The sequence below is a fragment of the Rhodococcus pseudokoreensis genome, assembly GCF_017068395.1.
GTDB classification, from domain to species: domain Bacteria; phylum Actinomycetota; class Actinomycetes; order Mycobacteriales; family Mycobacteriaceae; genus Rhodococcus_F; species Rhodococcus_F pseudokoreensis.
This window is the reverse complement of record NZ_CP070619.1, coordinates 862051-884557: the sequence shown is the minus strand read 5'-3', so window position 1 is coordinate 884557 and position 22507 is coordinate 862051. Positions and strand designations below refer to the sequence as shown.

Genomic DNA, 22507 nt, shown 5'->3' with positions numbered 1-22507 from the left:
CTGCCATAGTTGGAATAACAAGGTTCTGCTCGTGCTGCGAATGTGGCTTGCACTGATGAGGAAAGGGGGTGCGGTGTCATGACAGCGCCGACGCCCCTGCTCGATCTGGACGACGGGGACGCACTGGTTTCCGCCGACACCGAGGGCGTACTGCGTTCCGCCGCAATGGGGGGTGCCCAGATCAGGGCCACCCGGTCCGCTGTCGAGGAAGGGGCTCTCGAACGACTGCAGGGGCTGCGTCCGCGCAGCGTGGTGGTGGTCACCGGCGCGGGGCGGGCCAGCCGCGGGGCAGGGATTCTGACGGCGGTCCTCGCCGAACGGATCGGATTCCCGCTGGTGCGCGCCACCCGGACCCCCGTCTGGGTGGGCCCGCTCGACGTGGTCGTGGTGGCCGGCGACGACGCGGGCGACCCCCGGCTCGTGCAGGCAATCGACGCGGCGGTGCGCCGCGGCGCCGAAGTGGTGGTCGCGGCACCGGACGAGGGACCTTTACAGGCGGCAGGGGCGGGCCGCGTGGTCATGTTCGCGCCGCGGGTCCGGGCACTGACCCGGCACGGTCTGCTGCGGTATTTCGCGGTTCTGCTGGCCGTCCTGCGGGTGGTCGGTTCGGAACGCTGGGGCGACGAGGTTCCCGACCTCGAGCAACTCGCCGACGCGGTCGACGGTGAGGCGCTCCGCGACCGGCCGGACAGCGAGGTGTTCCACAACCCCGCGAAATCACTGGCCTCCCGCATGCAGGGACGCCGCATCGTGCTCACGGGAGACACGGAGAGCACGGTGGAGCTGGCCCGCCACGGCGCCGAGGCGCTGCTGCACGCCGGGCGCGTGGCGACGGCGTCGGAGCTTCCGGACGTGCTGAGCGCGGCAGGCACGTTCCGCGTCGACCAGGCGCTGTCCGCGCACGACTCGATCTTCCACGATCCCGAACTGGACGGTCCGCCGCCGGCGAGCCCGGTCCGCACATTCGTGCTGTCGGCCGATGCCGATCGGATGCTCGTCGAACGCCGGATCGCGGTCCTCGGCGACGTCGACCTCGTCGTCGCGTCGTCCGACGAGGGGCCGGTCCCCTCGCAGCGCCCCGAATTGGAACAGGCGGCGGTCCTGGTCGGCAGGCTCGACATGACGGCCGCGTATCTACAGCTGATCGGCGGTATCTAGTGCACCGACTCGAAGGTGCGCTCCGGTCCTACGCGTGGGGATCGCGCACCGCCATCGCACAGCTGCGCGGACTTCCGGTTCCCACGGCACATCCGGAGGCGGAACTGTGGCTGGGCGCGCACCCCGGTGACCCGGCCCGTGTCATCACCGACGAGGGGCCCCGGTCTCTTCTCGATCTGGTGCACTCGGAGCCCGAACGCCAGCTCGGCAAGCGGAGTGTCGAGGCGTTCGGCGAACGCCTCCCGTTCCTCCTGAAGCTGCTCGCGTCGGAGGAACCGCTGTCGTTGCAGGCGCATCCGAGCGCCGAGCAGGCGTGGGAGGGATTCGCCCGGGAGAACGAGATGGGAATCCCCCTCGAGTCCTCCGTGCGCAACTACAAGGACGCCAGCCACAAACCCGAACTCGTCGTGGCCCTCAGCAGGTTCCACGCGCTCGCCGGTTTCCGCGACCCCCAGCGCACGGTCAAACTGCTCGAGGCGATCGCCGTTCCGGAACTGCAGCCCTACGCCGGCCTGATCGCCGGCCAACCCGACTCGGACGGACTCCGCGCGCTGTTCACCACGTGGATCACGTTGCCGCAGCCCGTGCTCGGTGCGCTGATGCCGAGGGTGCTCGACGGATGCGTCGACTACCTGTCGAACACCACGGACGGTGAATTCGCGGCGGAGGTCCGCACCGCCCTCGAACTGAGCGAGGTGTACCCGGGGGATGCGGGTGTGCTCGCCGCGCTCCTGCTGAACCGGGTCACCCTCGAACCGGGGCAGGGCCTGTACCTCGACGCCGGCAATCTCCACGCCTACCTGCACGGGATGGCGGTCGAGATCATGGCCAACTCCGACAACGTGCTGCGCGGCGGACTGACGCCGAAGCACGTGGACGTTCCGGAGTTGCTGCGGGTCCTCGACTTCGACACCGTCGACATTCCCATCCTGGAGGCGCAGGAGCGTCCGGGCGGGTGCGAATTCGTGTACTCGACGCCTGCGCCGGAATTCGTCCTCGCGCGGATCGACCTGTCACCGGACGGGCCGACGGAGCACCGGCTCGACTCGGAGGGGCCGCACATTCTGCTGTGCACCTCGGGTTCGGTGGCGTTGCGGTGCGGAACCGACGGCCTCGAACTCTCCCAGGGAAACGCCGTCTGGATCGCGGCCGAGGACCCCGAAGTGGTGGTGACGGCGGGCACCGAATGCGCCCAGTTGTTCAGTGCGAGGGTCGGCTCCCCGATCGCGTAGCCTGTGAGCCGCCCTGCGATCCGAGAAGGGCTCCGCGGCCCGTCGTGAGGGCCGTGTGCGACCGAGAGGAGAAGTCAGTTGTCGGCTCATGGGGGAAAGAAGGCGATTCTCGCCGCGCTCGGCGCCAATGCCGGTATCGCGGTAGCCAAGTTCGCCGGCTTCCTGATCACCGGCTCGTCGTCCATGCTGGCGGAATCCGTGCACTCGGTGGCCGATACCTCCAATCAGGGACTGCTCCTGCTCGGCCAGAAGAAGGCCGAACGCGCCGCGGACGATCTGCACCAGTTCGGTTACGGGCGCAGCCGCTACTTCTACTCCTTCGTCGTCGCACTCGTGTTGTTCAGCCTCGGTTCGCTGTTCGCGATCTACGAGGGCATCCACAAGATCCAGCATCCCGAGGAACTGTCGTCGCCACTGGTGGCGGTGGTCATCCTGGTGATCGCCATCGCGCTCGAGGGGTTCAGCTTCCTCACCGCCGTACGGGAGTCGCGTCCGCTCAAGGGTCAGGCGAGCTGGTGGGGATTCATCCGCACGTCGCGCAGCCCCGAACTACCCGTCGTGCTGCTCGAGGACACCGGCGCACTGGTCGGTCTCGTCCTCGCGCTCGGCGGTGTCGGACTGACGATGCTCACCGGCGATCCGGTGTGGGACGGGGTCGGCACCCTCTGCATCGGCGCCCTCCTCGGAATCATCGCGATCATCCTCATCGTCGAGATGCAGAGCCTGCTCATCGGTGAAGGCGCCACCGCCGACGAGGAGGCGAAAATTCTCGCCGCCCTCGCCGACGGCGAGAAGATCGAGCGCGTCATCCACTGCAAGACCCAGTACCTCGGACCCGAGGAAATCCTCGTGGCGGCGAAAGTGGCGATGGCCCCCGGTTCGAACATCGGCGCGATCGCCGAGGCCATCGACGAGGCCGAGGCGAGGGTGCGGGGCGCCGTCCCGGCGGCTCGCCGCATCTACATCGAACCCGACCTGTTCCGGGCGACCGAAGGCATAGGCTGAACGGCAACTTTCGATTGAGGAGGCTGATGTGGCCATCCAGGACAAAGGCAGCGGAGAACCGGATATCGGCGGCAGGCCGACCGGATTGTTCCGCACCAAGTCGATCGAGCAGTCGATCCGTGACACCGACGAACCGGAAACCAAACTCCGCAAGGATCTGACGGCGTGGGACCTGACCGTCTTCGGTGTCGCCGTCGTCATCGGTGCCGGCATCTTCACACTCACCGCGCGCACCGCGGGCAACGTCGCGGGTCCCTCCGTGTCGGCGGCGTTCGTCATCGCCGCCATCGCGTGCGGCCTCGCCGCGCTCTGCTACGCGGAGTTCGCCTCGACCGTTCCGGTCGCGGGCAGCGCGTACACGTTCTCCTATGCGACGTTCGGTGAACTGGTCGCGTGGATCATCGGCTGGGACCTCATCCTCGAATTCGCGCTCGCCGCGTCGGTCGTGGCGAAAGGCTGGTCGCTGTATCTCGGTGAGGTGATCGGCAACCATTCGCCGATCGCGCAGATCGGCTCGGTCAAATTCGACTGGGGCGCGGTCCTCATCGTCGCGATCATCACCGTCGTGCTGGCGACGGGCACCAAGCTGTCGTCGCGCGTCTCACTCGTGATCACCTCGATCAAGGTGGCCGTGGTCCTGGTCGTCGTGGTCGTCGGCGCGTTCTACATCGACCCCGACAACTACTCGCCGTACATTCCGCCGTCCGAGGCGGGCAGCACGGGCGAGGGCATCCACCAGTCCCTGTTCTCCTACGTCACGGGCGCGGGCGGCAGCACGTTCGGCTGGTACGGGCTGCTCGCGGCGGCCAGCCTGGTGTTCTTCGCGTTCATCGGGTTCGACATCGTCGCCACCACCGCCGAGGAGACGAAGGATCCGCAGAAGGCGCTGCCCCGCGGAATTTTGGGATCGCTCCTGATCGTGACGATCCTGTACGTGGCGGTGACGCTGGTGCTCACCGGCATGGTCGACTACCACGAATTGGCCGGGGACAGTTCCAATCTGGCCACCGCCTTCGGCATCCACGGGATCACGTGGGCGAAGAACCTGATCTCGTTCGGTGCACTGGCCGGACTGACCACCGTGGTGATGGTGCTGATGCTCGGGCAGACCCGTGTGCTGTTCGCCATGTCCCGGGACGGGCTGATGCCGAGGCGGCTGGCGCCGACCGGCAAGCACGGCACCCCCGTTCGGATCACCGTGCTCGTCGGTGTCGTCGTGGCCGTGCTGGCGGGTGTCTTCCCGATCGGCACCCTCGAGGAGATGGTGAACATCGGAACGCTGTTCGCGTTCTCCCTCGTGTCGATCGGCGTGATCGTGCTGCGCCGCACCCGCCCGGACCTGCCCCGCGGATTCCGGGTCCCGTTCGTGCCGGTGGTACCCATCCTCGCGGTTCTCGCCTGCCTGTGGCTGATGGTCAACCTGTCCGTCGAGACGTGGATCCGGTTCGTCGTGTGGATGGTGATCGGTGTGATCATCTACTTCGCCTACAGCCGCCGTCACTCCATGATGGAGCGGCGCAGCCGCGGCGAGGTCTGAGGCGCTCGAGGTTTTCCGGCTGGGGTGCAGTAGAATTCGGCGCCTCGCGCCGGCGCGGCGCCGTAATTCGTTGGGACGACGTCCCGGACGACCTGAGCCGCCCGGATTACGGTGCGGCGAAAGCGGGGCACTAAGGTCGTCGCCATGACTTCGTCGCGTGTCCGGGTGCCCTATCAGGAGGCTGCGCGGCTGCTGCTGCGTCAGTCGGTGCTGGACGCGATGCGGGATCTCCTCTTCGAGAAGGACTGGTCCGACATCACGATGTCGGATGTCGCGGCCGGCGCCGGGGTGAGCAGGCAGACGCTCTACAACGAGTTCAAGTCCCGGCAGGGCCTGGCGGAGGCGTACGCCCTCCGGCTCGCCGACGAACTGGTCGACGCGGTCGACGAGGCGCTGGTGACGAACGTCGGGCAGGGCCGCGCCGCGCTGCTCGCCGGTTTCACCGCGTTCTTCGCGGCCAGCCTGTCCGACCCTCTGGTGCAGTCACTTCTGCGCGGCGAGACCAAGCCCGACCTGCTGCGGCTGATCACGACCGAGAGCGCGCCGATCATCGAGCGGGCGTCGACGCGGCTCTCCGAGGTGTTCCAGCGGGGCTGGGTACGGGCGAACCCGTCGGACGCGGGGATCCTCAGCCGCGCCATCGTGCGTCTCGCTATGAGTTACATCTCGATGCCACCCGAATCCGAGGCCAACGTCGCCGAGGATCTGGGCGCTCTTCTGGGGCCTTTCGTGGACGAGGCCGTCGGCGGAGCCGATCGGCAGTGATCGCCCGGTCGCGCCGTGTCACGTGAGTGTGACCGCCGGGCCGCAGTACCGATAGCCTTGACCGAAACAGCAGTCAACCAGGAGAGGCAGATGACGACCTCAGTTTCAACCACGCCCGTGGCCGAGAGCCGTAACGGGATCGATTTCAAGGTGGCGGACCTTTCGCTCGCCGAGTTCGGCCGCAAGGAGATCCGGCTCGCCGAGCACGAGATGCCGGGACTGATGGCGCTCCGCCGCGAGTACGCAGAGGTGCTGCCGCTCAAGGGCGCTCGCATCTCCGGTTCGCTGCACATGACCATCCAGACGGCCGTGCTCATCGAGACGCTCACTGCGCTGGGCGCCGAGGTCCGCTGGGCCTCGTGCAACATCTTCTCGACGCAGGATCACGCTGCCGCCGCGATCGTCGTCGGCCCGCACGGCACGCCGGAGGAGCCGCAGGGCACCCCGGTGTTCGCGTGGAAGGGCGAGTCGCTCGAGGAGTACTGGTGGGCCGCCGAGCAGATGCTCACCTGGCCGGACGCCGACAAGCCGGCGAACATGATCCTCGACGACGGCGGCGACGCCACGATGCTCGTCCTCAAGGGCGCGCAGTTCGAGAAGGCGGGCGTCGTGCCGCCCACCGACGACGACCAGGACTCCGACGAGTACAAGGTGTTCCTCGCCCTGCTGCGTCAGTCCCTCGAAGCGGACAAGACCAAGTGGACGAAGGTCGCGGAGTCGGTCCAGGGCGTCACCGAGGAGACCACCACTGGTGTCCTGCGTCTGTACCAGGTCGCTGCTGCCGGTGAACTCGTCTTCCCGGCGATCAACGTCAACGACTCGGTCACCAAGAGCAAGTTCGACAACAAGTACGGCACCCGCCACTCGCTGCTCGACGGCATCAACCGCGGCACCGACGTGCTGATCGGCGGCAAGGCCGCACTCGTCTGCGGTTACGGCGACGTCGGCAAGGGTTGCGCCGAGGCGCTGCGCGGACAGGGCGCCCGCGTCGCGGTCACCGAGGTCGACCCCATCAATGCTCTCCAGGCACTGATGGACGGCTTCGAGGTGAAGACGGTCGAGCAGGCCATCGGCTGGGCCGACATCATCATCACGTCCACGGGCAACAAGGACATCATCACGTTCGATCACATGAAGCAGATGAAGCACCAGGCCATCCTGGGCAACATCGGTCACTTCGACAACGAGATCGACATGGCAGGCCTCGAGCGGTCCGGTGAGATCACCCGCATCAACATCAAGCCGCAGGTGGACGAGTTCCGGTTCAAGGACGGCCACTCGATCATCGTGCTGTCCGAGGGCCGCCTGCTGAACCTCGGCAACGCGACGGGCCACCCGTCGTTCGTGATGAGCAACAGCTTCTCCAACCAGGTGATCGCCCAGATCGAGCTGTGGACGAAGCCGGAGGAGTACGACAACGAGGTGTACCGCCTCCCGAAGCACCTCGACGAGAAGGTCGCGAAGATCCACGTCGAGGCCCTCGGTGGCACGCTCACCAAGCTCACCAAGGAGCAGGCGGAGTACATCGGCGTCGACGTCGAGGGCCCGTTCAAGCCCGAGCACTACCGGTACTAGCGGCCGCGGCGTCCCCCGGTCCGTCGCGTGCGGGCCGGGGGATAGCCTTGCTCCCCGTGGGAACACTGATTGCGCTGGAAGGCCTGGACGGCGCGGGCAAGCGAACACTGGTCGGAGCCGTCGTGACTCGCCTCGCCGACCGGGGTCTGACGGTCGGCACCCTCGACTTTCCGCGGTACGGCAGGTCCGTGCACGCCGATCTGGCGTCCGAGGCGCTCAAGGGCGCGCACGGGGACCTCGCCGAGTCCGTGCACGCGATGGCCGTCATGTTCGCCCTGGACCGGTCCGGTGCCGTCGGCGAGCTGTCCGCACTGCTCGCCGGCCACGACCTGGTGATCCTCGACCGTTACGTGGCGTCCAACGCGGCGTACGGCGCGGCCCGGTTGCACCAGGCGGCGGACGGGGAGTTCGTGGGCTGGGTGGAGAACCTCGAATTCGGGCGGCTGGGGCTGCCTCGACCCGACCTGCAGCTGTATCTGGACGTTCCCGTGGCGCTCGCCGCGCAACGCGCCCGTGGCCGCGAATCGGCGGATGCCAGCCGGTCCCTCGATGCCTACGAACGCGACCGCGGCCTGCAGGAACGCACCGGTGAGGTGTACCGCGAGCTGGCCGTGAAGGACTGGATTTCGCCGTGGTGGGTGCTCACCCCGGACACCGATCCGGTCACGCTCGCCGAAAACCTGGCACTCTTGAGTGACGACACGGCACGCCGTGACGAGAAAGAACACGGCACGCCGTAACGGCGAACGGGCTGTTACGGCCTCCGAAGATGCAACGATAGGGACATGAAGCCAAGGATTCTGGTTGTCGACGACGACACTGCGCTCGCGGAGATGCTCACGATCGTGCTCCGCGGCGAAGGATTCGATCCGTATGTGGTGGGGGACGGGACCCAGGCGCTCACCGCGGTCCGGGAGACACGCCCCGACCTGGTGCTGCTCGACCTGATGCTGCCCGGCATGAACGGCATCGACGTGTGCCGTGTCCTGCGGGCCGATTCCGGTGTTCCCATCGTGATGCTGACCGCGAAGACGGACACCGTCGACGTGGTCCTCGGATTGGAATCCGGCGCGGACGACTACATCATGAAGCCGTTCAAGCCCAAGGAGCTGGTGGCTCGGGTCCGGGCTCGGCTTCGCCGGACCGAGGACGAGCCGGCCGAGCTGCTCAGCATCGCCGACATCGTCATCGACGTTCCCGCCCACAAGGTGAGCCGGGGCGAAGAACTGATCTCCCTCACCCCCCTCGAGTTCGACCTGCTGGTGGCTCTGGCGCGCAAGCCGCGACAGGTGTTCACCCGTGAGGTGCTGCTCGAGCAGGTGTGGGGTTACCGACATGCGGCCGACACCCGACTGGTCAACGTGCACGTGCAGCGTCTGCGTGCCAAGGTCGAGACTGATCCCGAGAATCCCGAAGTGGTTTTGACGGTCAGGGGGGTCGGCTACAAGGCCGGACCGCCGTGACAGGTGTTTCCCGATGGCGGCGTCGTGTCAACCGACGCGTTTCGCCGATCCTTCGGTGGGGTCACTCACTGAGCAATACCCTCGCGCACACGTGGCGTCGTTCGCTGCAGCTGCGAGTCGTCGTCTCGACGTTGACGTTGTCGCTCATCGTCATCGTCGTGCTCGGCGTCGTGCTGACGAGTCAGATCACCGACCGTCTGCTCGAGACGAAGATCAATGCGGCCACCGAGGAGATGGACCGTGCGCGGAGCACGGTGGAGGGGCAGCTGGCAGGCGCGGACGACAGTAGTTCGCCCACCACGCAGCTCGACGGCGCCAGGGCCGCCCTGACGAACCGCGAGCCCGACGCCGGGCAGGCGTCGGGCTCGGCGGGCACGTTCGACCCGGTGCTGATCGTGCCCGGTGACGGCCCGCGCGCGCCGACGTCGAGTGGTCCGGCGGACCAGATCCCGGAATCGCTGCGGGCGTTCGTCCAGGCCGGTCAGGTGGCGTACCAATTCGCCACCGTGAACGATCCGGAAGGCTATTCGGGGCCGGCGCTGATCGTCGGGAGCCCGACCGCGTCGGCGATCTCCACGCTCGAGCTGTACCTGGTGTTCCCGCTGGCCAGTGAGGACCGCAGCCTGTCGCTGGTCCGCGGCACGCTGTTGGTGGGTGGCGCCGTGCTTGCGGTGCTGCTCGCGGCCATCGCGCTCCTCGTCGCCCGGCAGGTGGTCCTGCCCATCCGGTCGGCGTCACGGATCGCGGTGCGTTTCGCGGACGGCCGGCTGAAGGAACGCATGCCCGTGCGCGGTGAGGACGACATGGCCCGGCTGGCGATGTCGTTCAACGAGATGGCGGAGAGTCTGTCGAAACAGATCACCCAGCTCGAGGAGTTCGGAAACCTCCAGAAGAGATTCACCTCCGACGTGAGCCACGAACTGCGGACACCGCTGACGACGGTGCGCATGGCGGCCGACCTCATCCACGACGGCAGCGACGACCTCGACCCCGTGCTGCGGCGGTCCTCGGAGTTGCTGGTCGCGGAACTCGACCGGTTCGAGGGGCTGCTGGCCGACCTCCTCGAGATCAGCAGGCACGACGCCGGCGTCGCGGAACTGGCCGCCGAGCAACTCGACGTCCGGATGTGTGCGCGCGCGGCGATCTCCACCGTCCGTCATCTCGCGCGCGAGAGCGGGACCGAACTGATCGTCGACCTGCCCGACCAGGCGGTGATGGCCGAGGTGGACCCGCGTCGCGTCGAGCGCATCCTGCGGAACCTGCTGGCGAACGCGATAGACCACGGAGAAGGCAAACCGGTGCTGCTGCGCGTGCGCGCCGACGACAGCGCTGCGGCGTTCATCGTGCGCGACCAGGGCGTGGGCCTGCGGCCTGGCGAGGAGAAGCTGGTGTTCAACAGGTTCTGGCGGTCCGATCCGTCGCGCGTGCGACGGTCGGGCGGTACCGGCCTCGGACTCGCGATCAGCGTGGAGGACGCGAATCTCCACGACGGCAGGCTCGAGGCGTGGGGTGAACCCGGCCAGGGCGCCTGCTTCCGGTTGACGCTGCCAAGGGTGCGGGGACGCAAGGTCGTGTCGAGCCCGCTGCCTCTGAAACCGGGGACCGCGAAATACGTTCAAGGGCAGCCGGTTCCGGGCGACGACACGTTGCCGGTGCGCAACGAGAGCCCGGAGGCGGCGGTCGAGGAGTCCCACACGGTTCCCCAGAAGCGTGAGCGTGCGCACGTCGGCGACCGCGACGGTGCCCACGTGCCGGAGTCGGACCTGTGACGCCCGCCCGGCGATCCGCCCTGCTGTTGCGGTCGGTGTGCGGTGCGATCGTCCTTGCGGTACTCGTGACCGTCAGCGGGTGCGCGAGCCTTCCGGATTCGTCCACCCCGCAGGCGATCGGCACGATCAGCCGTGACTCGCCGGGTTCGAGTGTCGCGGCGCCGGCACCGGGACGCGAACCCGACCTGCTGCTGCGCGACTTCTTCAAGGCCAGCACCGATCCGACCGACCGGCACATCGCGGCCCGCCAGTTCCTCACGCCCGGCGTGTCCGGCAGATGGGACGACGCGGCCAGCGCCACCATCGTCGACAAGGTCGACGTCCTCCCGGAGACCCGGTCGGCCGACCAGGCGACGTACACGATCCGCGCCAACAAGGTGGGTCAGCTCGAGCCCGGCGGGCTGTACGTGGCGGAAGAGGGCAGCTTCGAGACGAAGATCAGTCTCGAGCTGCAGGGCGGTGAATGGCGGATCTCCGAACTCCCCGCGGGCGTGATCCTCGACCGGGCGCAGTTCCTGAACACCTACCAGCGCAAGTCGCTGTACTTCCTCGACCCGGCCGGGACGACGGTCGTGCCGGACCCGCGCTGGGTGTCGGGCGCCCAGGACCAGATGGCGTCGCAGCTGATCGGTCTGCTGATCGACGGGCCCAAGGCCGCGCTCGCCCCCGCCGTGCGCAACGAACTCGGTAACGGGGTCTCGGTGCGCGGCCCGATCACGAAGGCAGACGGCCGCACCGCGCAGGTCGGGGTGGGTCTCGGCGGGATCCGGATCGACTTCGCCGGCGTGCCGCCGATGGACGCGCAGCAGAAGCAGCTGTTCGCGGCGCAGGTGATCTGGACGCTGGCCAACGCGGAGATCTCGGGCCCCTACGTGCTGCTCGCCGACGGCGAGCCGTTCGACGAGCGGTTCCCGAACGGGTGGACCACCGCCGATGTCGCGTCCATGAACCCGTTCGCGACCTCCAGCGCCACCGTGGGCCTGCACGCGCTGCGCGAAGGGTCGATGGTGAGCGTCACCGAGACCGGTGTCACCCCGGTGCCCGGGTACTTCGGTTCGGCCCGCAACATGCGCTCGCTCGCGTTGTCGCAGGACGGGAAACTGGTCGCCGCCGTCGCCGACACCGGCCGTCCCGCGCCGGAACCCGCGAGTTCGCTGATGGTCGGGGCGTACGAGGACGGTGCCGCATCGGTGCTCGAGGGTGGCGCGATCACGCGCCCCACGTGGGCACCCGACAACTCGGCGATCTGGGCAGCGGTCAACGGCAACACGGTCATTCGGGTGTTGCGCGAGCCCGGCACCGGCCGGACGTCGGTGGTCAACGTCGACGCCGGCGCCGTCACCGCACTGGGCGCCACGATCACCGAGTTGCGCCTGTCCCGCGACGGGGTGCGTGCGGCACTGATCGTCGACGGCAAGGTCTATCTCGCCATCGTCACCCAGATGCCGGGTGGTCAGTACGCGTTGACGAATCCCCGTGCGGTCGCGATCGGACTGGGCAGCCCGGCGCTGTCCCTGGACTGGAGCACGAGCGACACGATCGTCGTCGCGCGTGCGGCGTCGGACATCCCGGTGGTACAGGTGGCCGTCGACGGTTCGCGGATGGACGCGCTGCCGAGCCGCAACCTGACCGCGCCGGTGGTGGCCGTGGACGCGTCGACGACCACGGAGTTCGTCGCCGACTCCCGGGCGGTGTTCCAGTTGAACAACAACGATCCGGCCGGCGACCGGTACTGGCGGGAGGTCCCCGGGCTGACGGGTGTGAAGGCGATCCCGGTCCTGCCGGGCTGAGGCTGTCGGTGCGGGCCCGGATACTGCCCGCATGCGCGCCCTGCCCGGTCTCCGGACCCTGCTCGACCTGATCCTGCCCGCCGAGTGCGGCGGCTGCGGCGTGCCGGGCACCCAGTGGTGTGTCCGCTGCGCCGCGGAGGTGGCCGACGATCCCGTGCTGCTCCGGCCGCGCGTGGATCCCGGCGTCGGGGTGTGGGCGCTCGGGCCGTACTCGGGTGCCCGCCGCAGGGCCGTCATCGCCGTGAAGGAGCGTGGCCGGCGCGATCTCGCCGCGCCGCTCGGATCCGGGGTCGCGGGCGCTCTGAGCCGTCTGCAACAGTGGGGTGAACTCGACCCGCCGGACGTCGCTCCGGTGGTTCTCGTGCCGGCTCCGACGCGCCCGCGGGCGGCCCGCGCACGCGGTGGCGACCCCGTCACCCGGATCGCCGTCGCCGCGGTGGGGGAGAGGCGCGTGTGTCCCGCACTCGTGATGCGGCGCGCCGTGCGTGATTCGGTCGGACTGAACGCAGATCAACGTCGAGTAAACCTAGAGGGTGGCGTCCGGCTGACGCGCAGCGGCGCTGCATTCGCGCGACGGCTCGAGTCGGAATCGTCCTCACTGCAACAGGTTTCAGTGGTGCTGCTGGACGACGTGTCGACCACCGGCGCGACCGCGACCGAGTCGGTCCGGGTGCTGTCGAGGGTGGGTATCCGGGTGAGTGCGGTGGTCGTCGTGGCAGGTGTTGGATGAAATTCTGCCGAACAGTGGCACTCGCGCGCGTTACGTACTAGCGTCGCGGACACACCCGAAAACACAGGTAGGAGGTGGAACTTCGAACCTGGTGCCGGGCGGACCCCCTTCCGGCATTGCTCAAACTCGCCGCCGCCCATCAAGGGGCGGGGCCGTAATCGGGAGGTACGAGTGACGACCCCTTCGCAAGCCTCGGTTTTCGTCGACGACCGCACTACGGAAGCACAAGAGAAGACGGATACCCCCACCGCCGAGATCGTCGTCAAGGGACGCAACGTCGAGGTACCCGACCACTTCCGCGTGTACGTCTCCGAGAAGCTGTCGCGCCTCGAGCGCTTCGATCCCTCCATATTCCTGTTCGATGTCGAACTCCAACACGAACCCAATCGACGCCAGAGGAAGAACTGCCAGCGCGTCGAGATCACTGCCCGAGGCAAGGGGCCGGTAGCCCGAGCCGAGGCATGCGCCGACAGTTTCTACGCAGCATTCGAGTCGGTGACCGCCAAGCTCGAGAGCAGGCTCCGCCGCACCAAGGACCGGAAGAAGGTCCATTACGGGGAAAAGACCCCGGTGTCGGTGGCGGAAGCCACCGCCGCACTCGCCGAGGACGACAGTCTCGGCATCAGTCCTGACATCTCCCTGGACGGTCAGGTGTCGGAAGAACACACACCGGGTCACGTCGTGCGGACCAAGGAACACACGGCCACGCCGATGACCATCGACGACGCTTTGTACGAGATGGAGCTGGTAGGACACGATTTCTTCCTGTTCCACGACAAGGAGTCGGACAAGGCGTCCGTCGTCTACCGGCGGCACGCGTTCGACTACGGATTGATCCGTCTGGCGTGACGCACTCCCGTTCCGCCTGACGATCCGAGCGGTCGGTCTACTCGTCCGATCGCGGAAGCGCCTACCATGGAATCCGGCCGGGGTTCTCGGACCTCCGGCCGGATTTTGTGTGTCACCCATCCACTGCCGAAGATTGAGGACGAACAAGACTGTGCCGTCGCTGTCGCTATCGAAGCTGCTCCGTGTTGGTGAAGGTCGCATGGTCAAGCGGCTCAAGCACATCGCCGACCACGTTTCCTCGCTGTCGCCCGAGGTCGAAGACCTGACCGACGAGCAACTCCGCGCGAAGACCGAGGAGTTCCGCGCCCGCTACCGTGACGGCGAGACGCTCGACGAGCTGCTGCCCGAGGCGTTTGCCGTCGCCCGCGAGGCGTCCTGGCGGGTCATCGACCAGCGGCACTTCCACGTGCAGATCATGGGTGGCGCCGCCCTCCACTTCGGCAACATCGCCGAGATGAAGACCGGTGAGGGCAAGACCCTGACCTGCGTGTTGCCCGCGTACCTCAACGCGATCGCCGGGGACGGCGTGCACGTCGTCACGGTCAACGACTACCTCGCCAAGCGCGACTCCGAGTGGATGGGCCGCGTCCACCGCTTCCTCGGACTCGACACCAGCGTGATCCTGTCCGGTATGTCGCCCGCCGAGCGTCGCGCGGCCTATGCGGCGGACATCACATACGGCACCAACAACGAGTTCGGGTTCGACTACCTGCGCGACAATATGACGCACTCCCTGGACGACCTCGTCCAGCGCGGTCACAGCTTCGCCGTCGTCGACGAGGTCGACTCCATCCTCATCGACGAGGCCCGGACCCCGCTCATCATCTCCGGCCCCGCCGACGCGTCGAGCAAGTGGTACGCGGAGTTCGCCCGCATCGCGCCGCTGCTCAAGCGTGACGTGCACTACGAGGTCGACATCCGCAAGCGCACCATCGGCGTCCACGAGGCCGGCGTCGAACTCGTCGAGGATCAGCTCGGCATCGACAACCTGTACGAGGCCGCCAACTCGCCGCTCGTGAGCTACCTGAACAACGCCATCAAGGCCAAGGAGCTGTACACGAAGGACAAGGACTACATCGTCCGCGACGGCGAAGTGATCATCGTCGACGAGTTCACCGGCCGCGTCCTCGTCGGCCGCCGCTACAACGAGGGCATGCACCAGGCGATCGAGGCCAAGGAGAAGGTCGAGATCAAGGCCGAGAACCAGACCCTCGCCACGATCACGCTGCAGAACTACTTCCGCCTGTACGACAAGCTGTCGGGGATGACGGGTACGGCCGAGACCGAGGCCGCGGAGCTGCACCAGATCTACAACCTCGGCGTCATCCCGATCCCCACCAACCGGCCGATGGTCCGCGTCGACAACGGCGATCTGATCTACAAGACCGAGGAAGCCAAGTTCGACGCCGTCGTCGACGACGTGGTGGAGCGGCACGAGAACGGCCAGCCCGTCCTCATCGGTACCACCAGCGTCGAGCGGTCCGAATACCTGTCGAAGCAGTTCACCAAGCGCGGCGTGGCGCACAACGTGCTGAACGCGAAGTTCCACGAGCAGGAAGCCCAGATCATCGCCGAGGCAGGCCGGTCGGGTGCGGTCACCGTGGCCACCAACATGGCCGGTCGTGGTACCGACGTCGTGCTCGGCGGCAACCCCGACATCATCGCGGACATCGCGCTGCGCAAGCAGGGGCTCGACCCCGTCCACACCCCCGACGACTACGAGGCGGCGTGGGACGACGTTCTCGACCAGGTCAAGGCCGAGGTGAAGGCGGACGCCGACAAGGTCCGCGAGGCGGGCGGGCTGTACGTCCTCGGCACCGAGCGGCACGAGTCCCGGCGAATCGACAACCAGTTGCGCGGCCGGTCGGGCCGTCAGGGCGATCCGGGTGAGTCGCGGTTCTACCTGTCCCTCGGCGACGAGTTGATGCGCCGGTTCAACGGTGCGGCGCTCGAGTCGATCATGACCCGGCTCAATCTGCCCGACGACGTCCCCATCGAGGCGAAGATGGTCTCGAAGGCCATCAAGAGTGCTCAGACGCAGGTGGAGCAGCAGAACTTCGAGATCCGCAAGAACGTCCTCAAGTACGACGAGGTGATGAACCAGCAGCGCACGGTCATCTACAACGAGCGCCGTCAGATCCTCGAAGGCAAGGACATGGAGGGCCAGGTCGAGAAGATGATCACCGACGTGGTCACCGCCTACGTCGACGGCGCCACCGCGGAGGGCTATGTCGAGGACTGGGATCTCGAGCAACTGTGGACGGCGCTCAAGACGCTGTACCCGATCGGTGTCGACTACAAGGAACTGGTCGGCGACGGCGACGACGAGACGAAGGACATCACCGCCGACGAACTCCGCGAGACCCTGCTGAAGGACGCGCACGACGCCTATGCCCGGCGTGAGGCCGAGATCGACGGCGTCGCCGGCGAGGGATCGATGCGCGAACTCGAGCGCCGGGTCCTGCTGAGCGTCCTCGACCGGAAGTGGCGTGAGCACCTCTACGAGATGGACTACCTGAAGGAGGGCATCGGCCTGCGGGCGATGGCCCAGCGCGATCCGCTCGTCGAGTACCAGCGCGAAGGTTTCGACATGTTCGGCGGCATGCTCGAGGGTCTGAAGGAGGAGTCGGTCGGATTCCTGTTCAACCTGCAGGTCGAGGCGGCCGCCCCGCAGGCGGCGCAGGCCCCGGGCGTCAGCGTCACCGCGGCTTCCGCGGCAGCGACGGCGTCGGCCGCACCCGCTCCGGCGGCGCCGCGACCACTGCCCACCCAGGAGGCAGCGCAGCAGGCGCAGGGCACGGCGGCACCGTCCGCCCTCCGCGCGAAGGGACTGGACGACGGCGAGCCCCGCGGGCTCACGTACTCCGGGCCTGCAGAGGACGGCAACGCCCAGCTCAGCCGCCGCGGAGCGGCCGAATCGGACGACGCCGCCGACGCCGGAACCCGTCGCCAGCGGCGGGAGGCCGCGCGGTCGCAGTCGAAGAGCAAGAAGGCCCCGCGCACCAAGCGCAAGCGCTGATCGCAGGCGAGCCGATCAGCCGATCACCAGCGAGGTGACGGTCCAGCCCGTGTCGGACTGTTGTTCGACACGGGCTGCGATCACGAAGATCCGGGGTCCTCGGCCGTAGGTGCCGAACGCCTCGAACGCGCAGGGCTCCACCGCGCGCAGGTGCACGCGGACGAGTGTCGCGACACCGAGTCGCCGGGCAGGCGATTCGTTGAGCGCGTGTGTGCGCACCACGTCGACGAGCGACGGCGTCACCAGCGGCCGCAGTTGCCGGACGTTGCGGCGCCGATCCAGCACCTCGAGGACGAGCCGGAACGCCTGCTCCGTGAACCGCTGAACGTCCGGCGACGGAAGCAGCAGCGTTCCCGGCTGCGTCGCGGCGCCGCGCGGCGACGCCCCCGAGTGGGGCGACGACCGATGTCTGCCGCGCCCGCGTGTGTGCCGTGCCCCCGAACGCCCCGGCAGGATCGGCTCGGAATCGTCGCCGGCCGCCGGCTCGAAGCGCGGCACCCGCGACAGGAACGTGTAGGACTCACTCATTTCTTACCCCCCGGTTTCGGCATGAGACGGCCGTCGTAGCGGTCATGATCGCACGGATCCCGTCGTCGTGTCGCCGAACCGCGGAGCGGACTCCCGTCGTCGTGTCGCCGAACCGTGGATCGGCCCATAGGGTGGGGACGTGCGGGGATTGATATTGGACTTCGGCGGTGTTCTCGCGGGTCCCGGTTCGGACATGGACGGCCTGTCGTCCGTCCTCGCCGGTGCCCGGACCCGTGGTGTGCGGACCGCGATCCTCAGCAACGATCCCGGCGGTCCCGGCGCGCAGTGGTTGCGGGAGCTCGGCGACGGCCGGCTGGTCGATCAGGTCGTGCTGTCCGGGGATGTCGGTGTCGCCAAACCTGATCCGCGGATCTACCGGCTGGCGGCCGACGCGCTCGGTCTGGACCCGGGCGACTGTATCTTCGTCGACGACCTGCCGGTCAACGTCCGGGGTGCGGTGGCCGTCGGGATGGTGGGCATCCACCACGTCGACGGCGGGGCCACGGCGGACGAGATAGCGATACTTCTCGAGGTGGATCGAGATGGGATGCAAGGGGGACAGGCGCCGACATGGTGACGAGACTGACTACGCAGGATGCATCGTTCTACTTTCTCGAGGCGAGCAGTACGCCGATGCACGTGGGATCGCTGGCGATCTTCCGGAAGCCGCGAAACGGGTTGTCCTACGAGGAATTGCTGAGCCTCGTCGAGGAACGGCTGAGCCTGGTGCCGCGCTACCGGCAGAAGGTGCGGGAGGTGGCGCTGGGACTGTCGCGTCCGGTGTGGGTGGACGATCAGGACTTCGACATCGAGTACCACGTCCGGCGGTCGGCGCTGCCGAAGCCCGGATCGGACGCCCAGTTGCACGACCTGGTCGCACGGCTCACGTCCCGGCCCCTCGACAACACGCGGCCGCTGTGGGAGATGTACCTGGTGGAGGGGCTGTCGAACAACCGCTTCGCGATCTTCACGAAGTCGCATTCCTCGCTGGTCGACGGCGAGACGGCGCTCGAGATCGGTCAGGTGATCCTGGACCCGGCGAAGACCCGGCGGCCGATGGCGGAGGAACTGTGGATGCCGAGCCCCGCCCCCAGTGAGTCCACTCTCATCGCGGGGGCGCTGGCGGAGTTGGTGTCGAGGCCGGGGGAGGGTCTGGCGGCGCTGCGGATGACGTTGGGTGACATGGCGTCTGCGCTCGGTGAGACCGTGCGCACCGTCGGCAAGCTCGCCGCCGTGGTCCGCACCGCGACGCAGGTGGCGCCGTCGAGTCCGCTCAATGCGACGATCTCCCGCAACCGGCGCTTCGCGGTGGTCAAGACCGAACTGGGCGACTACCGGAAGATCCGCGCACAGTACGGGTGCGAGGTCAACGACGTCATCCTCGCCGTCGTGTCGGGCGCGATGCGGTACTGGCTGCTGTCCCGGGGCGAACCGGTGGCCGAGTCGACCACGGTCCGGGCCATGGTCCCGATGTCCGTGTACGCGACGGACCCCGACGCCGACGACGAGGCGTCCCGCCGCGGCGAGTGGGCGGACCCGCGGAGCATGGTGTCGTCCTTCCTCATCGACCTGCCGGTCGGGGAACCGAACGCGGTGGTGCGGCTGTCGCACGTGGCGCACGCCATGGAGGCGCACGCGAAGCAGAGTCAGCGGGTCACCGCGGAGACCCTGGTGCGGTTGTCGGGGTTCGCGCCCGCCACGCTGCACGCGATGAGTGCCCGTGTCGCGAGCAGTTTCTCGCAGCGCATGTTCAACCTGATGATCACCAATGCGCCGGGTCCGCAGATGCCGCTGTACGTCGGAGGAGCACGGATGCTCGAGATGTATCCGGTGTCGCCCCTGCTGAAAAACCAGACTCTGAGCATCGGCCTCACGTCCTACGACGGCAACGTCTACTACGGTTTGAATGCAGACCGTGACGCCATGGCCGACGTGGACGTGGTGGCGGCGCTGCTGTACGAATCTCTCGAGGAGTTGTTGGATGCCAGCCGGTGAGAAGTCCGCGGTGCGAATGACGGGTGACGCATGACGAGGGTGTACGTTCCCGCGACGATCGAGATCCTCCAGCGGCTCGTCGCCGACCAGGAGTTCGATCCGATGAGCCGGACCGCCTTCGCCGTCACCGCCACGCTCCGTGAGGCGTACTCCTCGGGCGACGACGACGAACTGGCCGAGGTCGCGATGGCCGAGGCCGCCCGGGCGTCGCTGCGTCTGATCGCGGGCCGGGTGGGGGAGGGCGGGAGCGACGGGGTCCGCTTCCGCCGAGCGGTGGTCGCCGCGGACATCGACGACGTGACACCCCGCCCGGACCTCGACGACGCCGTGGTGCGGTTGCCCGGTCCGGTGACGATCGGCCGGGTCGCATCGGTGCACGTGGACCTCGCGGAGGCCGAGCCCGACATCGAACGGGCCGTGTCGGCGATCGACGAGGCGGATCTCGGGGATCCGGACGCCGAGTTCGTTCTCGGTGACGCCGAGGATCACGTACTGGCGTGGTACGCCACCCAGGAGCTTCCGTTCCTGCTCGAACTGCTCTGACCGGTACGTCCTCTTACCTTGGGGTAACCTACGGTACCGTAACTTAAAAACCTACGGTAGCGTAGGTCGTGACGGAAAAGGTGGAGGTCGGATGGGTCTGAAGGATTGGATCGAGGCGCCCGCAGCAGCGGTCGTGCCCGCCAAGCGGTCCAAGCTCAATTGGTTGCGCGGTGCGGCGGCACGTCTGACGACGCCGTTGCTCCCCGACGACTACCTGCACCTGGCCAACCCGCTGTGGTCGGCCCGCGAACTGCGCGGACAGATCGTGGAGGTGCGCGCGGAGACGGCGGACTCCGCCACGATCGTCATCAAGCCGGGCTGGGGATTCGACTTCGACTACGAGCCCGGCCAGTACATCGGCATCGGCCTGCACATCGACGGACGCTGGCACTGGCGTTCGTACTCCCTCACCTCGCCCCCGAACTGGGACGACAAACTCATCTCCATCGCCGTCAAGGCGATGCCCGAGGGATTCCTGTCCAGTCACCTCGTCAACGGTGTGCCGTCGGGAACGATCGTCCGGCTCGCGACGCCCACGGGCAACTTCGCGCTGCCCGACCCGCCGCCGCAGCGCATCCTGTTCCTCACCGCCGGCAGCGGCATCACGCCCGTCATGGCGATGCTGCGCACGATGAACCGGCGCGGCCAGCTTCCCGACGTCTTCCACGTCCACTCGGCGCCCACCGACGCCGACGTGATGTTCGCCGACGAACTCACCCAGCTCCACGAGGAACACGACGACTTCCGGTGCAAGATCCAGCTCACCCGCAGCCAGGGCAAGTTCGCGTTGTCCTCGCTCGACGAGGTGTGCCCGGACTGGCGCGAACGGCAGACGTGGGCCTGTGGGCCGCTGCCGATGCTCGACGAGATCGAGACGCTGTGGCGCGACGAGAACATCGAGGACAAGCTGCACCTCGAGCGTTTCGCCGTCTCCCGCGCGGACACGTCCGGCGAGGGTGGAACGGTGACGTTCGCCAAGGCCGACAAGACCGTCACGATCGACGGTGCCACCACTCTCCTCGAGGCCGGTGAGCAGGTCGGGGCACTGATGCCGTTCGGCTGCCGGATGGGGATCTGCCAGACCTGTGTCGTGCCGATTCTCGCCGGGCACGCCATCGACCTGAGGTCCGGCAAGCAGCACGCCGAAGGTGACCGAGTCCAGACTTGTATCTCGGCGGCGGCAGGGGACTGCACGCTCGACGCATGAGCGTGAGCGTGTTGTTCACCTGACTCCGCTATTCTCGGACTCTCACCAGACGGAGGAGCACGGTGGCGATCACCGACATCAAAGAGTTCGCGCATCTGACCGAAGCGGACATCGAATCGCTCGGACGTGAGTTGGATGCGATCCGGCTCGACGTGGAGGATTCGCGCGGCGTCCGCGACGCCCGATACATCCGCCGGGCCATCAGGGCGCAACGACTGCTGGAACTCGGTGGCCGGCTCGCGCTGTTCGGCAGCCGATACCGGCCGGCCTGGCTCGCGGGCACCGCGATGCTCTCCCTCTCGAAGATCATCGAGAACATGGAACTCGGCCACAACGTGATGCACGGCCAGTGGGACTGGATGAACGATCCGGAGATCCACTCGATGTCGTGGGAGTGGGATCAGACGGGCCCCTCGGAGCATTGGAAGCGGGCCCACAACTACTCCCACCACACGTTCACCAACATCGTGGGAATGGATTCCGACGTCGGTTTCGGCATCCTCCGGATGACCCGTGACGAGGAGTGGCGGCCGATCAATCTGCTGCAGCCGTTCGCCAACATCGTCCTGGCTGCCACGTTCGAGTGGGGGATCGCGCTCCACGACCTCACGTTCGCGGCCGAGTTGGAGGGCGCCGAGAAGGGGCAGCTCAACTCGCAGGCCAACAAGGATTTCGCCCGCAAGATCTTCCGTCAGGTCGGCAAGGACTTTCTCCTGTTCCCGGTGCTCGCGGGGCCGGCGTGGAAGTCGACGCTGACGGCGAACACGACAGCGAATCTCGTGCGGAACCTGTGGGCGTACGTGGTGATCTTCTGCGGGCACTTCCCGGACGGTGCCGAGAAGTTCACCGTGGACGAATACGAGAACGAGACCCGGCACGAGTGGTATCTCCGGCAGATGCTCGGCAGCGCCAACTTCGACTCCGGCAAGATCATGGGTTTCATGAGCGGGAATCTCAGCTACCAGATCGAGCATCATCTGTTTCCCGATCTCCCGAGCAACCGGTATCCGGAGATCGCCGTGAAGGTGCGGGCGCTGTGCGAGAAGTACGACCTCCCGTACACCACGGGGTCGCTCGCCAAGCAGTACCTGCTGGCCCTGCGCACGATCCACAAACTCGCCCTGCCCGACCGCTTCCTGCGCGCGACGGCGGACGACGCCCCCGAGACGTCCTCGGAGCGGAAGTTCCGCGATGCCCGCGACGCGGGTGCCGCGATGGTCGAGACGCTGCGCACCGATCCCGTCACGGGGCAGCGCCGGGGTCTGCTGTCGGCGCTGCGCGCCCACGCGGAGGCCAAGATCTCGCGCCGTCGTCGGTGATTTCACTCACACCTACACTCAAG

General features: G+C 67.6%; 19 protein-coding genes. 18 read left to right on the top strand and 1 reads right to left on the bottom strand.

Annotated elements, in window-relative coordinates:
* Positions 1 to 78: 78 nt before the first annotated feature.
* The 13 genes from JWS13_RS09565 to secA all read left to right on the top strand — a co-directional run bounded on the left by JWS13_RS09565 (position 79) and on the right by secA (position 16892).
* Positions 79 to 1158, top strand: coding sequence for a tobH protein (locus tag JWS13_RS09565; RefSeq protein ID WP_206005395.1), 1080 nt, complete (start codon positions 79 to 81; stop codon positions 1156 to 1158).
* Complete coding sequence (gene manA, locus JWS13_RS09560; protein WP_206005394.1) at positions 1158 to 2390, top strand: mannose-6-phosphate isomerase, class I; 1233 nt, start codon at positions 1158 to 1160, stop codon at positions 2388 to 2390. The genes JWS13_RS09565 and manA overlap by 1 nt, the downstream gene beginning before the upstream one ends.
* A gap of 78 nt (positions 2391 to 2468) precedes the next feature.
* Positions 2469 to 3395, top strand: a complete 927-nt coding sequence (locus JWS13_RS09555) for a cation diffusion facilitator family transporter (RefSeq protein ID WP_206005393.1) — start codon at positions 2469 to 2471, stop codon at positions 3393 to 3395.
* A gap of 28 nt (positions 3396 to 3423) precedes the next feature.
* Positions 3424 to 4932 carry an amino acid permease gene (locus JWS13_RS09550; RefSeq protein ID WP_206005392.1) on the top strand — a complete coding sequence of 503 codons (1509 nt, stop codon included), beginning with the start codon at positions 3424 to 3426 and terminating at the stop codon, positions 4930 to 4932.
* A 144-nt stretch (positions 4933 to 5076) separates the two neighbouring features.
* On the top strand, positions 5077 to 5697 hold the full coding sequence (locus tag JWS13_RS09545) for a TetR/AcrR family transcriptional regulator (protein WP_087556702.1): 621 nt from the start codon (positions 5077 to 5079) through the stop codon (positions 5695 to 5697).
* Between the two features lie 90 nt (positions 5698 to 5787).
* On the top strand, positions 5788 to 7272 hold the full coding sequence (gene ahcY / locus JWS13_RS09540) for an adenosylhomocysteinase (RefSeq protein ID WP_206005391.1): 1485 nt from the start codon (positions 5788 to 5790) through the stop codon (positions 7270 to 7272).
* A gap of 56 nt (positions 7273 to 7328) precedes the next feature.
* On the top strand, positions 7329 to 8012 hold the full coding sequence (locus JWS13_RS09535; protein WP_206005390.1) for a dTMP kinase: 684 nt from the start codon (positions 7329 to 7331) through the stop codon (positions 8010 to 8012).
* A gap of 45 nt (positions 8013 to 8057) precedes the next feature.
* Positions 8058 to 8735, top strand: a complete 678-nt coding sequence (mtrA, locus tag JWS13_RS09530) for an MtrAB system response regulator MtrA (protein ID WP_005240059.1) — start codon at positions 8058 to 8060, stop codon at positions 8733 to 8735.
* A complete protein-coding gene (gene mtrB, locus JWS13_RS09525) occupies positions 8732 to 10504 on the top strand; it encodes an MtrAB system histidine kinase MtrB (protein ID WP_206005389.1) in 1773 nt (590 codons plus the stop codon). Before mtrA ends, mtrB begins: the two co-directional genes overlap by 4 nt.
* Positions 10501 to 12294 carry an MtrAB system accessory lipoprotein LpqB gene (lpqB, locus tag JWS13_RS09520; RefSeq protein ID WP_124390381.1) on the top strand — a complete coding sequence of 598 codons (1794 nt, stop codon included), beginning with the start codon at positions 10501 to 10503 and terminating at the stop codon, positions 12292 to 12294. Before mtrB ends, lpqB begins: the two co-directional genes overlap by 4 nt.
* A gap of 31 nt (positions 12295 to 12325) precedes the next feature.
* Complete coding sequence (locus JWS13_RS09515) at positions 12326 to 13024, top strand: ComF family protein (protein ID WP_206005388.1); 699 nt, start codon at positions 12326 to 12328, stop codon at positions 13022 to 13024.
* A gap of 171 nt (positions 13025 to 13195) precedes the next feature.
* The gene (hpf, locus tag JWS13_RS09510) at positions 13196 to 13873 is read left to right on the top strand and encodes a ribosome hibernation-promoting factor, HPF/YfiA family (RefSeq protein WP_124390379.1); all 678 of its coding nucleotides are present in this window, start codon (positions 13196 to 13198) and stop codon (positions 13871 to 13873) included.
* A 151-nt stretch (positions 13874 to 14024) separates the two neighbouring features.
* A complete protein-coding gene (gene secA, locus JWS13_RS09505; protein WP_206011555.1) occupies positions 14025 to 16892 on the top strand; it encodes a preprotein translocase subunit SecA in 2868 nt (955 codons plus the stop codon).
* A 15-nt stretch (positions 16893 to 16907) separates the two neighbouring features.
* On the opposite strand, the gene JWS13_RS09500 is transcribed toward secA, so the two are convergent.
* A complete protein-coding gene (locus JWS13_RS09500) occupies positions 16908 to 17420 on the bottom strand; it encodes an Rv3235 family protein (protein ID WP_206005387.1) in 513 nt (170 codons plus the stop codon).
* A 139-nt stretch (positions 17421 to 17559) separates the two neighbouring features.
* Here JWS13_RS09500 and JWS13_RS09495 point away from each other — a divergent pair, with 139 nt between their 5' ends.
* The 5 genes from JWS13_RS09495 to JWS13_RS09475 all read left to right on the top strand — a co-directional run bounded on the left by JWS13_RS09495 (position 17560) and on the right by JWS13_RS09475 (position 22484).
* Complete coding sequence (locus JWS13_RS09495) at positions 17560 to 17997, top strand: HAD-IA family hydrolase (RefSeq protein WP_206005386.1); 438 nt, start codon at positions 17560 to 17562, stop codon at positions 17995 to 17997.
* Positions 17991 to 19415, top strand: coding sequence for a WS/DGAT/MGAT family O-acyltransferase (locus JWS13_RS09490; protein ID WP_124390376.1), 1425 nt, complete (start codon positions 17991 to 17993; stop codon positions 19413 to 19415). Before JWS13_RS09495 ends, JWS13_RS09490 begins: the two co-directional genes overlap by 7 nt.
* 30 nt (positions 19416 to 19445) lie before the next feature.
* A complete protein-coding gene (locus JWS13_RS09485) occupies positions 19446 to 19958 on the top strand; it encodes a DUF6912 family protein (RefSeq protein WP_206005385.1) in 513 nt (170 codons plus the stop codon).
* Between the two features lie 91 nt (positions 19959 to 20049).
* Positions 20050 to 21165: a ferredoxin reductase gene (locus JWS13_RS09480; RefSeq protein WP_124390375.1), complete on the top strand. Its 1116-nt coding sequence runs from the start codon at positions 20050 to 20052 to the stop codon at positions 21163 to 21165.
* Positions 21166 to 21227: 62 nt separating this feature from the next.
* The gene (locus JWS13_RS09475; protein WP_072937638.1) at positions 21228 to 22484 is read left to right on the top strand and encodes a fatty acid desaturase family protein; all 1257 of its coding nucleotides are present in this window, start codon (positions 21228 to 21230) and stop codon (positions 22482 to 22484) included.
* The last annotated feature ends 23 nt before the right edge of the window (positions 22485 to 22507 follow it).

Coding starts and splice junctions, on each gene's coding strand:
- JWS13_RS09565 (WP_206005395.1), top strand. CDS start 79: ATGACAGCGCCGACGCCCCTGCTCGATCTGGACGACGGGGACGCACTG.
- JWS13_RS09545 (WP_087556702.1), top strand. CDS start 5,077: ATGACTTCGTCGCGTGTCCGGGTGCCCTATCAGGAGGCTGCGCGGCTG.
- ahcY (WP_206005391.1), top strand. CDS start 5,788: ATGACGACCTCAGTTTCAACCACGCCCGTGGCCGAGAGCCGTAACGGG.
- mtrA (WP_005240059.1), top strand. CDS start 8,058: ATGAAGCCAAGGATTCTGGTTGTCGACGACGACACTGCGCTCGCGGAG.
- JWS13_RS09515 (WP_206005388.1), top strand. CDS start 12,326: ATGCGCGCCCTGCCCGGTCTCCGGACCCTGCTCGACCTGATCCTGCCC.
- JWS13_RS09500 (WP_206005387.1), bottom strand. CDS start 17,420: ATGAGTGAGTCCTACACGTTCCTGTCGCGGGTGCCGCGCTTCGAGCCG.
- JWS13_RS09490 (WP_124390376.1), top strand. CDS start 17,991: ATGGTGACGAGACTGACTACGCAGGATGCATCGTTCTACTTTCTCGAG.
- JWS13_RS09485 (WP_206005385.1), top strand. CDS start 19,446: ATGACGAGGGTGTACGTTCCCGCGACGATCGAGATCCTCCAGCGGCTC.
- JWS13_RS09480 (WP_124390375.1), top strand. CDS start 20,050: ATGGGTCTGAAGGATTGGATCGAGGCGCCCGCAGCAGCGGTCGTGCCC.